Here is an 11,945-nt window from a genome sequence, read left to right on the forward strand (position 1 = left end):
AGTCCGGGCTGACTTGCACCAACCGTCAACTCTCTATCGTTCCATTCTTTTTCTACTACTCCCTAATCATCGTTATTAAAATTTTAGATGTTAATTTGTATTTTATGAATACTTTCCTAAATTGTCAAGGTTGTTAAGCATATAATAACCTTTTTTTTCCACTTCCAAACAACATAATTCACATATTTATCCCTCATCTTGACAAACCTTCTGCTGCTGTTTACATTAATGTTAACTATTACAAATTAATGGTTTACATTTAAAAAGGGGTGCAAAACGATGCATGCTACAAATGAAAGATTAAAAATGTCACTTTATGCTGCACTTATGGCAGGAATTACAGCGATTCTTGCTCAACTAACGATTCCGTTGCCGCTTGTCCCCATTACTGGACAGACTTTGGCCATTGGATTATGTGCAACGATTTTAGGAAAAAGGTACGGTACAATGGCTGTTGCCCTTTACATCGCAATGGGGGCTGTAGGGCTTCCGGTTTTCTCAGAAGCTAAAGGCGGTTTCTCTGTCCTTGTTGGTCCTACTGGCGGTTATATTATCGGCTTTATTATTTCTGCTTACATTATGGGTCTTATACTAGAAAAAACGAGATTCACCCTTACTCCTGCAGTCATTGCAAACATAATCGGAATGGTAATCACACTCGTGGTTGGTGCTGTTCAATTAAAATTCGCAGCAGGTCTTACTTGGGACCAAGCATTATCTGGCGGTGTTTATCCATTCATTATCGTGGGAGTAATTAAAGCAGTTCTAGCATCCGTGTTAGGGATTACGATTCGAAGACGACTATTAGCTGCAAAACTGCTTTCACAGCACGATGTGAAAGCAGCATAAATTAACAGTATAGTATAACCTAAAAAGACAGCATGACGAATCCGTCACCTGTCTTTTTCTTATACGTAATCATCTATAAACTTAGACGTTAAGATACTTGCCGAGGAACATCTGGTTGTTTCATTGCATATCTGTTTTTGCTGTAAATAATCGTGAGTATGAAGGACAAAACCAATAATCCCATGATTGTTTGGAACAGTACTGAAATATTGAAGATATCTGCAATCATTCCGCCAAAAAGCGGTCCAAGCATTCTACCGCCCGTTGCTGTGGAATTCACAATTCCTTGATAGAATCCAGCTCTTCCTTGCGGAGCAAGTTCTGATGCAATTGAAGGAACTCCCGGCCAGACAAGCATCTCTCCAACCGTAAGAACGATCATTGCAATCATAAAACCGCTAAAATCTTTTGCGTTTCCTACGATCACAAAAGATATAACAAATATAGAGTAGCCTACTAAGATCTGTGCCGTTGTAGAATGCAGCCATCTTTTTAGAAAAAGATTTACGAGCGGCTGCCCTAAAACGATGAATAAGCCGTTTACCGTCCATAATAAACTGTACATTTTAAGAGTAACCCCAAGCGTTTGCGTATAAGCAGCAATGGTAGACTGCCATTGAACATACCCAATCCATGCTAACAAATACCCTCCGCAAAGAATCAACAGGGCGATAAACGCTTCTTTATTATGAATTCTCTTTCGCTGAGAAAAAACAGTTTGTACAGACGTATTTTCTTTTTCATCAATTCCTTTAAAACCAATCAAAACAATGAGAAAAAAGATAAATGATAACGCGGAACAACTGATGAACGATAGTGTGAAAGAATAAGAAGCAGCGAATCCCCCAAGGGCGGCTCCAAGAGCTACCCCGACATTTTGTGCGATATAAATGCGGTTAAACGCCTTTCTTCCTCCTTCTCTCCACATGGTGCCTGCAAGTGCATACATGGAAGGAAATACAATTCCCATTCCAAATCCCATAAAGACAAGAAGAACGCTGTACGTCCAAAAGTCATGAAACCAGATTAATAAAAAGGAAGTCGTAAATGAAATAGAAACACCGAGCATGATGGTTCGATATCCGCCTAACTTGTCGAATAAAATTCCTCCAGTTAAATTACCAATAATGCCTGCACCAGAATTAAGTAGAAGCACAATCCCAGCAACGGTTAACGATTTTCCTAAGTGTTCATGTATAAAAATGGTATTGATCGGCCACAAAAAGCTTGAGCCGGTAACATTTAGTGCCATACCAATAATAAGAAGCCATACTTTCGCTGGCATATAAACTCCCCCGCATACTGCAATGATGTCATAAATCCCTTCTGTATTTTAGTCCTTTTCCCTATACTTTACAATGAGTAAGAACTAGTAAGAACTGACAACTCATTTTGCCGTTCGTCACTTGAACATGCTACAATGTCATATGGTGCTCATCACCGTATGAAGGAGTGAAAAGGATGACACACCTTATAGAAAAACCGCCCTATTTTGGGGATAAACGATATTACACATGGAATCAGCATTTAAAATCACATTTTGGTGATAAAATTATAAAAGTTCCATTAGACGGTGGATTCGATTGCCCTAATCGTGATGGAAATGCCGCTTTTGGCGGCTGTACATTCTGCTCTCAAAGCGGTTCAGGAGATTTTGCCGGTAACCGCCGTGACGATATCATTACCCAGTTTCACACGGTTAAGGAAAGAATGCACACCAAGTGGAAAAAAGGAAAGTACATTGGCTATTTTCAAGCCTTTACAAACACTTATGCTCCCGTTGAACAGTTAAAAGAACTTTACGAAACTGTTCTTGAGCAAGAAGGTGTTGTTGGACTTTCCATTGCGACTAGACCAGATTGCCTGCCGGATGATGTAGTCGAATATCTAGCTGACTTAAATAAACGTACGTATCTTTGGGTTGAATTAGGACTTCAGACTGTACATGAAAGAACAGCCATGCTCATTAACAGGGCACATGACTATCCGACATATGTTGAAGGTGTTGAGAAGCTTCGTAAACATGACATTAATGTTTGCTCACATATCATTAACGGATTACCGCTAGAGACTCCAGAAATGATGATGGAAACAGCCCGTGAAGTAGCTAAACTCGATGTTCAAGGAATTAAGATCCATCTTCTTCATCTTCTAAAAAAGACACCTATGGTTAAGCAGTACGAACAAGGCATGTTAGAATTTCTTGATTTTGAAACGTACGTAAACTTGGTCTGTGATCAGCTGGAGATTCTACCTCCTGACATGATGATTCATCGATTAACAGGTGATGGCCCCTCTGACCTTTTAGTAGGTCCAATGTGGAGCCTGAACAAATGGAAAGTATTAAACGCGATTGAAAGTGAACTAAAAGAACGAAACAGCTTTCAAGGTAAATTTTATAAACCGTCAGAGGTGAACTCGTAATGAGATTAGAGGGTGTACTGCCATTTGCCAGAACGCTACTTCGTTCGTTCTGCAAACCAGGAGACTTCGTTATTGATGCAACATGCGGAAATGGAAATGATACTTTATATTTATCAAATCTCGTTGGTGAGAACGGCCATGTTTTTGCTTTTGATATTCAAGAACAAGCCATACAAAATTCAAAAAAGCGCATGATTAATCATCACGCGGATCAAAACGTAACCTTCTATCACGCTTCACATGATGAGTTGATGGAGCAGCTTCCTAGTGATCTCAAGTCTAAGGTATCAGCTGCTATCTTTAACCTTGGCTACCTTCCGGGAAGTGACAAATCCATTACCACAACAGGTTCATCTACCATCAGTGCTATTGAACAGCTTCTGCAATTATTAAAACCTGAAGGCGTCATCATACTCGTGATCTACCATGGACATGAAGAGGGCAAAAGAGAAAAAGAAGAAGTCATGAAGTATGTAAAACAGCTGGATCAGAAACAGGCACATGTTTTGCAGTACGAATTTATTAATCAAAAAAACGATCCGCCATTTGTAGTTGCGATCGAAAAAAGAGGCTGAATTCAACTAACCACGTTGATTCAGCCTTTTTTAAGATCTTCTCTAGTTAAAATGGTTCAATTTCTCCGAACAGAAATTGTTCTTTGCACATACCTATTAGGGTATTCAGCTCATCGAATCCAAAAGTTTAGCCAAGCAATCCAGAAATTTAGGCTGTTTATCCACGAGTTTTGCCACTCAATCCAAAAATTTTTGGGTTTTATCGACGAGTTTACATTTCTCGACAAATTACGCACTCTTTGTTACCCTCATATACCCATGTGATAACGCACGCACGTTATCACCATCGACTTTAAAAAGCTCAAGATAGAGAAGGCTTCAATTTTTGATACACTTTTCGGTTCACATAAAAAAAATAGCTCGTAACTCCGCCTACTTTCACAAGCTTTGATGCCATTTTTTTTATGCCGGGGCACTCTGATACTTTTTTGTCAGCAAGGTAGATCCCTAAGAGTCCTCTTTGGATTAATCGGTGAAATTTTGAATTTGGCAGTTTAGAACAGCTGTTCTCCGCTTTTTTAGCAAAATAAACCATGCGCTCAAGCATGTGCTGATCATTTTTATAATACGTACAAAAGTTTAAATCGCCTTCTAGCTTGTCCTCATTTTGATCAATAAAGTAATCCAAAAGTATATGAAGCCCTTGAAGCCACGGGAAATATCCTTTTTTTATTTTTTCAGCAGACTCTTTTGTGAAGTTTCCTTGAAAAGCATAGCTGACTAAACAGAAAATACCTAGCGTTGAACCCGCACACGCAGAGAACTCGTACCATGTAATATTAGGCAGAACAGATTGATATTCACCAAACCAACTGATCAGACGAGGCTCTCTTTCCTGTACGACCACATGCTTATGTACTTGCAGGTCACAATAAATCTGGGCAAGACCGATCAATTCGCTTGCAATATTCGGATAAGCCTTCATGTCTGAAAGGACATTTTGGCAAGTCGCTACAAGCTCATTTAAATATCCGCCATCATCTTGCTCTTCTCTGTATCGATAATAGTTTGTTGGAATTGCACCAGGACTAAGCGCGTGAAACATACTTTCATGCAGTGCTCTAAAATCCTGCTCATCAAGAGAAGTGCTTCGATCACACAGATTATCCAAGTAGTCACTGATCGTTTGGTATGCTACCACAAATTCAATGGCTTTTATGCGATGTTTTCCAGCAAGAAGTGTAAGGATTGATCCACCTTCGCAATGAAACATTTTATCTGAGATACTGCTCACTGCCTGCTTTCTTAATTCTGGATTAGGTATGCGCTCAGCTTTTTCTTGCCATTCCTTCAGAAGCTGACCTACAGCCGGAAAAATATGAGTATAAACGGAATACATCAATCCCCAAGGATGAACCGGAATTTTGTTCATAAGATGGCTCCTTTTATTTTATCTTTCTTTACCTTTTTCCTTTATTAGCCTCACTATGCAACAATAAAAATCTTTTTACATAATCAAACACTTTATCTCTTTCTGGCTCGTTCAACACTTCATGATAAAGAGACGGAAATTCCTTATACCATTTTTCTTCAATATGAATACCATTAAACCACTGTCTTACCGTTTCTTTGTCCACGATTAAATCGTCACCTGCTTGCAATAACAGCAATGGCACATTCGGAAAACGCTTGTATTGATCAAAAGCATATTTTATGGAAGCGATTAATTCTCGATACCATCTGACAGAAACTTTTTTGACAATCAATTTATCTGCCTTATCCCGTTTTCGAATTTCTTCGTTTCGTGTAGCACTTCCTTCGGGCAGATTGGTCGCTAATCTTATCCCTGGTGCTAGCTTATTAAGAATCAATGAAACGGCTTCTTTACCTCTTGAGGGGTACTGAACAAGACCCAAACAAGGAGAGGATAAAATAACAGCTTTGGCATTAAGCTCTTTTTCCATCAGCGTTCGAATCACTGCCAATCCGCCCATGCTGTGGCCTAAAATATATACAGGTAGACCCAGTTGTTCAGCTTCAAAAAACCAGCTTTCAATCGTATGGATATATTCGTTGAACGTATCAATATGGCCTCTTCTCCTCGTTGTTGTTCCTTGACCAGGAAGATCGCCAGATACACAATGATAACCTGTTTCATTTAATTGTTTAATTACCCAATCATATCTTCCATGATGTTCATTTGCTCCATGCACGACAACAATCGTCCCTATTGCATCCTTATCCGTTTTCCAAGTCCACAAAGTTATCCATCCTCTTTTCTATTCATAAGCATTCATGGTTTGCTAAACTATAAGTAGATTAAAGACATTGTTTTGACTTTCTTTGCGATTCTAGATAATGCGATCCCTTTTAAAAATAAGACAGGAGTGAATAACATGATTTATCCGTACGGTAACAAGGAACCTAAAATATCAGAAACAGCCTTTATTGCAGATTATGTGACGATCACTGGGGATGTTCAAATTGGCGAATTCTCTTCCATTTGGTTTAATACATCTATTCGAGGAGATGTATCCCCAACTATCATTGGAAACTATGTAAATGTTCAAGATAACTCGGTCTTGCATCAAAGTCCAAACCGAACGCTTCATTTAAAAGATGGGGTAACCATTGGACATAGTGTTATCCTGCATAGTTGTGTGATCGAAGAAAATGCTTTGATCGGCATGGGTTCTCTCGTTTTAGACGGTGCTCATATTGGAAAAGGAGCCTTTATCGGTGCAGGCAGCCTTGTGCCCCCAGGGAAAAAAATTCCGCCTAACACCTTGGCTTTCGGGAGACCCGCTAAAGTTGTTAGAGAATTAACTGAAGAAGATATTGCTGATATGGATCGAATCCGCCGTGAATATTACGAGAAAGGTCAATATTACAAGTCGTTGCAGCCTAAACGTTAAATTCAATTAAATTTCCGTCCGGATCACTCACAAAAACTTGATGCCAATCCGTTTTATTATTCGGTTTATTTACATAAGGAATATTATGTACATCCAGGATTTTCAACAGTTTGTCCATATCCGTTACCCTTACAGCAAAGTGACCATCTCTGCTGTCGATCTCTGTAGTACCTCGTCTAGCCTTTCCTTTTGGATGTACGATCAAATGAAGCTGCGTGTTCCCGATATCATACCAGACGCCCGGAAAATCAAATGAAGGGCGTTTTTTGTTTTGTTTGAAACCTAGAATTCCTTCGTAAAAATAAAGAGATTCTTTTAAATTCGTTACTAGCAACGATACATGGTGTATGCCTGAATACATGTAATTTCCACCTCATCTACCTTCATGTTTTGTCCATAAGTTTAACACAGAATCACACCATTTGAGATAAATTCGTACTGTCCCTCCGATTGCATGAATACTTATAATAAAAAGTTACTTCATGAAAGGAAGGTATCACATGGACAGAAGTTCAAATCAAAAATCATATGTGCCATACCACAGCCCATTTGACCCATGCCCTCCAATCGGTAAGAAGTATTACTCTACTCCTCCTAATTTATATATGGGGTTTCAGCCTTACAACCTGCCTCAATATTCTCCTAAGGAGGCTTTGCAAAAGGGTACACTTTGGCCTGCCTTTTACGATTATTACGAAAATCCTTATGAAAGAAGGAGGTAGTATCTGTGCAGCCAACTTTACCTCAAGAGTTCTATCAATGGATGGAAGAACTTCAAGCTGTTGATTTTGTTCTTGTAGAACTTACGCTTTATCTAGATACACATCCTCAAGATCAATCTGCGATCCAGCAATTTAATCAATTTGCTAAACAAAGAAAACAAATAAAACGAGCAATCGAGTCAAAATACGGTCCGCTCCAACAATACGGAAATAGCTATTCAGGTATGCCGTGGAACTGGAGCGATGGACCGTGGCCCTGGCAGTTATAGAAGAATAGGAGGTACGCTTGAATGTGGGTATATGAAAAGAAATTGCAATATCCAGTAAAAGTAACTTCATGTAATCCGACTCTTGCCAAATACTTAATTGAACAATATGGAGGTGCAGACGGTGAGCTTGCAGCTGCACTCCGCTATTTAAATCAGCGTTATACAATACCTGATAAAGTAATCGGGCTGTTAACAGATATAGGTACTGAAGAGTTTGCACATTTAGAAATGATTGCCACGATGATTTATAAATTAACAAAAGATGCTACCCCTGAACAATTAAAAGCAGCTGGGATTGCAGATCACTATGTTAATCACGATAGTGCACTTTTTTATCATAATGCAGCAGGTGTACCTTTTACCGCAAGCTACATAGCTGCCAAAGGGGATCCAATAGCTGACTTATATGAAGACATTGCAGCCGAAGAAAAAGCACGCGCAACCTATCAATGGATTATTAATATGTCTGATGACCCTGACCTTAATGACTCACTTCGCTTTTTGAGAGAAAGAGAGATTATTCACTCTCAGCGATTCCGTGAGGCCGTTGAAATATTAAAAGAAGAGCGCGACAGAAAAATATTTTTCTAACCCATCCTCGGCTGTAGGATGGTTTTTTTTATAATAAATTCATACTGTCTTCATGTTCTCCTAACAATTGCCTTATATGATTAAAATAACGAACAAAACAAAAAGGCAAGGGGGAATTCTTTATGACAAAAGTAATTGATTGGCTTTATGAAAAAGAGTGTTCATTTTTCCGCCTCATAAATGGAAGGATGCATCGCAATTCAATGGACCATTTCTTTCACTTGTGGACACACCTTGGTGGTGCAACAGCAACCATATCTACAAGTATTTTGCTTCTGTTATTTCTCCCTATGCATTTAAAATCTTGGGGAATCGTTTGTATGCTTTCATTAATAATTAGTCACATTCCTGTTGCCATCTCTAAAAAAATGTATCCTCGAAAGCGCCCATATATAAGTCTTCCGGATACAAACATCGGCAGCAACCCGTTAAAGGATCATTCATTTCCGTCTGGCCACACAACAGCGATCTTCTCAATCGTTACACCATTAATTATACTAAATCCGTTTCTCGGTATTTTCTTATTAATCGCTGCCCTATTAGTCGCCATATCTCGCATGTACTTAGGTCTTCACTATCCTTCAGATGTGCTTGCAGGTATGATTTTAGGCATCAGTTCCAGCTTCTTTTCTTTGTTTTTAGTAAATAGCTTTATCTTACCTTACTTTTTATAAAAGGAGATGAAGAAAATGAGGCTCGCTCTGTTTTCAGATACGTTTTATCCGCAAATTAATGGTGTTGCACGCACTTTAAAAAGATTAACTAACTATATGGAAAAAAATAATATTGAATATAAAGTAATCATGCCCTCAATAGAGGAGCTTCCCAAAATGCAATGTGATCATTATTATGCAATGAGAAGCCTGCCACTCTTTCTATACCCAGAGTGCAGGCTTGCCATTCCTCAATTGCGCGGGTTACATGATGAACTGAATAAATTTAATCCAGACCTCCTGCATGTTGCAACTCCTTTTACGATCGGTCTATTTGGAATGCGTTACGGCAAGAAAGAAAACATTCCTATGGTCGCCTCCTATCACACACATTTTGACCGTTACCTTGCATACTATCATCTTGAATTTCTATCACCTTTACTGTGGCGTTACCTTCAATGGTTTCACAAACCATTTGATAAAACCTTCGTTCCAAGTGAAGAAACAAGACAAACACTGTACGCAAAACGTTTTACAGATGTTGAAATATGGTCAAGAGGAGTTGACTGTGATATGTTCACACCTCATAATTACAACTCTTTTATTCGAGAAAAATATAACATAACAGAAAAGTATATCTTTTTATACGTTGGAAGACTTGCACCCGAAAAAGATTTGGAGATCCTTTATGAAATGATCAATCAAATGCCACCTCCATTAAGAGAAAATATACACTGGCTTATTGTTGGGGATGGCCCTAGCAGACCCATTGTTGATCAATGGGAAAAAGAACACCTAAATGTAACGTGTGCAGGCTATCTTTCTGGTGAAGAGCTTGCAAGTGTATATAGAGATGCTGATCTATTTGTATTCCCTTCAACAACCGAAACATTTGGCAATGTGGTTTTAGAAGCAGCTGCCTCTGGTTTGCCTGCGATCGTATCTAATCGTGGCGGTGTAACAGAAATTGTTCAGGATGGGGTTACCGGAAGAATTTGTGAAGCAGGAAACGCAGCATCTTTCATACAGAGTGCCGTATCTATGGTGGATGATCCTCTGCTTTTACAATCTATGAAATTAAAAGCACGAAATTATGCCCTAACTCAATCTTGGTCGGTCATTTTCGGGAACTTGTTCACGCATTATGAAGAAGTTGCTTACAAGAAGAACAAAAGCAAAACCATTATTGCTTAACAAGAACCTATAAAACGAAGGATTACTCATTTTGAAGGAGTAAATCCTTTTTTTGTACTCTTCACTTGACGGGAATAGAGTCTGTTTATTGTTTATTGAGTCTGAATACAAATTATTGAGTCTATTTTCACTTTATTGGGTCTAATTTTACTTTATTGAGTCTAACTACTAATTAATGAGTCTTTCTTCAAAATTCGACACTTTCGGGCATGCATGAAAGCATAAAAAAACAGACTCCCAAACGGAAGTCTGCCTCAGCATATCATTAAATATTCGCTTGTTTCTTAAGCTCTTCTGCTTTATCTGTTTTCTCCCAAGGAAGCTCAACATCTGTACGGCCAAAGTGACCATAAGCAGCAGTTTGCTTGTAGATCGGACGGCGAAGATCAAGCATCTTGATGATTCCAGCCGGACGCAGGTCAAAGTTGTTGCGAACTAGTTCTACAAGAACTTCTTCAGATACTTTCCCTGTTTCGAATGTGTTTACAGCAATGGATACCGGTTGAGCAACACCGATTGCATATGCAAGCTGAACTTCAACTTTGTCAGCAAGACCAGATGCAACGATGTTCTTTGCCACATAACGAGCAGCGTATGCAGCAGAACGGTCAACTTTTGTAGCATCCTTACCAGAGAATGCACCGCCACCGTGACGAGCATATCCACCATAAGTATCAACAATGATCTTACGGCCAGTAAGTCCAGCGTCACCTTGAGGTCCACCGATAACGAAACGACCTGTTGGGTTGATGAAATATTTTGTGTTCTCATCGATTAATTCAGCAGGAACAACTGGCTTGATTACTTTTTCTTTAACATCTCTTTGAATTTCTTCAAGCGTGTTTTCCGGGTGATGCTGAGTTGAAATTACGATTGTATCGATACGAACAGGTTTGTCGTTCTCATCATACTCAACTGTTACTTGAGTTTTTCCATCTGGACGCAAGTAAGGAATCTCTTCAGACTTACGAACTTCTGTAAGACGGCGAGATAATTTATGAGCTAATGAGATAGGAAGAGGCATAAGCTCTTCTGTTTCGTTACAAGCGAATCCGAACATAAGACCTTGGTCACCTGCACCGATTGCTTCAATCTCAGCATCTGTCATAGAACCTTCTCTAGCTTCTAACGCTTGGTCTACACCCATAGCGATATCAGCAGATTGCTCGTCGATAGAAGTTAGTACTGCACAAGTTTCAGAATCGAAACCATATTTCGCACGATCATAACCGATTTCTTTGATTGTTTCACGTACTACTTTCGGGATATCTACATAAGTAGAAGTTGTGATCTCACCTGCAACAAGTACTAGACCAGTTGTTACTGATGTTTCACAAGCTACACGTGCATTTGCATCATGAGTTAAGATTTCATCTAAGATCGCATCTGAAATCTGGTCACAAATCTTATCTGGATGCCCTTCTGTAACGGATTCAGATGTAAATAAACGACGACTTACTTTTTTGGACAAATTAATATCCTCCCTTTAACTGCTTTCAGTATGATACGGTACTTTATTCTTATCTATTTTGCACAGTTTATGTTCTTTACTTGAAAAAGGCATAAAAAAAGCCCTTCCCTGTTCAACATATCTTAACGAGGGAAAAGGTTTAAAAAATCCACATGCCTTCAACCTCTTATTGTCCAAGGTTATTTTCACCTTGCAGGTTAGCACCTTTTCATTTCAAGTGGAGCGTTTTACCACCACTTTCATGTCGGTTGCTGGGTTTCATAGGGCCTGTCCCTCCACCTACTCAGAATAAGAGTAGCCGTTCTCGAAATATGATAGCGCAATGGGACATCTATGTCAATA

The 11,945-nt window shown here is 39.1% G+C and carries 14 protein-coding genes, 1 riboswitch and 1 other annotated feature (1 of these 16 cut by a window edge); of the genes, 9 read left to right on the top strand and 5 right to left on the bottom strand.

From position 1 onward, the window contains the following. Positions 1-79, bottom strand: a binding site (T-box leader) (it extends 152 nt beyond the left edge of the window). A gap of 200 nt (positions 80-279) precedes the next feature. Continuing rightward, a complete protein-coding gene (locus tag AWM68_RS15845; RefSeq protein WP_066243955.1) occupies positions 280-849 on the top strand; it encodes a biotin transporter BioY in 570 nt (189 codons plus the stop codon). 88 nt (positions 850-937) lie between these two features. Here AWM68_RS15845 and AWM68_RS15850 read toward each other — a convergent pair whose 3' ends face one another. Then, positions 938-2,134, bottom strand: coding sequence for an MDR family MFS transporter (locus AWM68_RS15850; protein ID WP_066243959.1), 1,197 nt, complete (start codon positions 2,132-2,134; stop codon positions 938-940). A 176-nt stretch (positions 2,135-2,310) separates the two neighbouring features. Between AWM68_RS15850 and AWM68_RS15855 the strand changes: the two genes are divergently transcribed. Both AWM68_RS15855 and AWM68_RS15860 read left to right on the top strand, forming a co-directional pair. Then, positions 2,311-3,273, top strand: a complete 963-nt coding sequence (locus AWM68_RS15855) for a TIGR01212 family radical SAM protein (protein ID WP_066243962.1) — start codon at positions 2,311-2,313, stop codon at positions 3,271-3,273. Next, a complete protein-coding gene (locus AWM68_RS15860; RefSeq protein WP_066243965.1) occupies positions 3,273-3,848 on the top strand; it encodes a class I SAM-dependent methyltransferase in 576 nt (191 codons plus the stop codon). The genes AWM68_RS15855 and AWM68_RS15860 overlap by 1 nt, the downstream gene beginning before the upstream one ends. 301 nt (positions 3,849-4,149) lie before the next feature. Here the strand turns inward: AWM68_RS15860 and AWM68_RS15865 are convergent, their stop codons facing one another. Then, complete coding sequence (locus AWM68_RS15865) at positions 4,150-5,220, bottom strand: tetraprenyl-beta-curcumene synthase family protein (protein WP_066243968.1); 1,071 nt, start codon at positions 5,218-5,220, stop codon at positions 4,150-4,152. A gap of 28 nt (positions 5,221-5,248) precedes the next feature. Then, positions 5,249-6,049 carry an alpha/beta hydrolase gene (locus AWM68_RS15870; protein WP_066243971.1) on the bottom strand — a complete coding sequence of 267 codons (801 nt, stop codon included), beginning with the start codon at positions 6,047-6,049 and terminating at the stop codon, positions 5,249-5,251. Between the two features lie 135 nt (positions 6,050-6,184). Between AWM68_RS15870 and AWM68_RS15875 the strand changes: the two genes are divergently transcribed. Beyond that, a complete protein-coding gene (locus AWM68_RS15875) occupies positions 6,185-6,703 on the top strand; it encodes a gamma carbonic anhydrase family protein (protein ID WP_066243973.1) in 519 nt (172 codons plus the stop codon). On the opposite strand, the gene AWM68_RS15880 is transcribed toward AWM68_RS15875, so the two are convergent. After that, positions 6,693-7,064, bottom strand: a complete 372-nt coding sequence (locus AWM68_RS15880) for a VOC family protein (protein ID WP_066243976.1) — start codon at positions 7,062-7,064, stop codon at positions 6,693-6,695. The genes AWM68_RS15875 and AWM68_RS15880 overlap by 11 nt on opposite strands. A gap of 139 nt (positions 7,065-7,203) precedes the next feature. Here AWM68_RS15880 and AWM68_RS21080 point away from each other — a divergent pair, with 139 nt between their 5' ends. From AWM68_RS21080 to AWM68_RS15900, 5 genes are all read left to right on the top strand, one after another. Further along, positions 7,204-7,425, top strand: coding sequence for a spore coat associated protein CotJA (locus AWM68_RS21080; RefSeq protein WP_082820736.1), 222 nt, complete (start codon positions 7,204-7,206; stop codon positions 7,423-7,425). Between the two features lie 41 nt (positions 7,426-7,466). Beyond that, positions 7,467-7,694 (top strand): spore coat protein CotJB, encoded by a 228-nt coding sequence (locus AWM68_RS15885; protein WP_066244135.1) that lies wholly within the window; start codon positions 7,467-7,469, stop codon positions 7,692-7,694. Between the two features lie 21 nt (positions 7,695-7,715). Continuing rightward, on the top strand, positions 7,716-8,285 hold the full coding sequence (gene cotJC / locus AWM68_RS15890) for a spore coat protein CotJC (protein ID WP_066243979.1): 570 nt from the start codon (positions 7,716-7,718) through the stop codon (positions 8,283-8,285). Between the two features lie 122 nt (positions 8,286-8,407). After that, positions 8,408-8,959: a phosphatase PAP2 family protein gene (locus AWM68_RS15895; RefSeq protein ID WP_066243980.1), complete on the top strand. Its 552-nt coding sequence runs from the start codon at positions 8,408-8,410 to the stop codon at positions 8,957-8,959. 15 nt (positions 8,960-8,974) lie between these two features. After that, positions 8,975-10,132 carry a glycosyltransferase family 4 protein gene (locus AWM68_RS15900; protein ID WP_066243987.1) on the top strand — a complete coding sequence of 386 codons (1,158 nt, stop codon included), beginning with the start codon at positions 8,975-8,977 and terminating at the stop codon, positions 10,130-10,132. 265 nt (positions 10,133-10,397) lie between these two features. Here AWM68_RS15900 and metK read toward each other — a convergent pair whose 3' ends face one another. Further along, positions 10,398-11,603 carry a methionine adenosyltransferase gene (gene metK / locus AWM68_RS15905; RefSeq protein ID WP_066243990.1) on the bottom strand — a complete coding sequence of 402 codons (1,206 nt, stop codon included), beginning with the start codon at positions 11,601-11,603 and terminating at the stop codon, positions 10,398-10,400. A 163-nt stretch (positions 11,604-11,766) separates the two neighbouring features. After that, a riboswitch (SAM riboswitch) is annotated at positions 11,767-11,898 on the bottom strand. Between the last annotated feature and the right edge of the window lie 47 nt (positions 11,899-11,945).

This window comes from Fictibacillus phosphorivorans (genome assembly GCF_001619875.1).
Lineage (GTDB): Bacteria > Bacillota > Bacilli > Bacillales > Fictibacillaceae > Fictibacillus > Fictibacillus phosphorivorans_B.

Coding starts and splice junctions, on each gene's coding strand:
- AWM68_RS15845 (WP_066243955.1), top strand. CDS start 280: ATGCATGCTACAAATGAAAGATTAAAAATGTCACTTTATGCTGCACTT.
- AWM68_RS15850 (WP_066243959.1), bottom strand. CDS start 2,134: ATGCCAGCGAAAGTATGGCTTCTTATTATTGGTATGGCACTAAATGTT.
- AWM68_RS15855 (WP_066243962.1), top strand. CDS start 2,311: ATGACACACCTTATAGAAAAACCGCCCTATTTTGGGGATAAACGATAT.
- AWM68_RS15860 (WP_066243965.1), top strand. CDS start 3,273: ATGAGATTAGAGGGTGTACTGCCATTTGCCAGAACGCTACTTCGTTCG.
- AWM68_RS15865 (WP_066243968.1), bottom strand. CDS start 5,220: ATGAACAAAATTCCGGTTCATCCTTGGGGATTGATGTATTCCGTTTAT.
- AWM68_RS15875 (WP_066243973.1), top strand. CDS start 6,185: ATGATTTATCCGTACGGTAACAAGGAACCTAAAATATCAGAAACAGCC.
- AWM68_RS15880 (WP_066243976.1), bottom strand. CDS start 7,064: ATGTATTCAGGCATACACCATGTATCGTTGCTAGTAACGAATTTAAAA.
- AWM68_RS21080 (WP_082820736.1), top strand. CDS start 7,204: ATGGACAGAAGTTCAAATCAAAAATCATATGTGCCATACCACAGCCCA.
- AWM68_RS15885 (WP_066244135.1), top strand. CDS start 7,467: ATGGAAGAACTTCAAGCTGTTGATTTTGTTCTTGTAGAACTTACGCTT.
- cotJC (WP_066243979.1), top strand. CDS start 7,716: ATGTGGGTATATGAAAAGAAATTGCAATATCCAGTAAAAGTAACTTCA.
- AWM68_RS15895 (WP_066243980.1), top strand. CDS start 8,408: ATGACAAAAGTAATTGATTGGCTTTATGAAAAAGAGTGTTCATTTTTC.
- AWM68_RS15900 (WP_066243987.1), top strand. CDS start 8,975: ATGAGGCTCGCTCTGTTTTCAGATACGTTTTATCCGCAAATTAATGGT.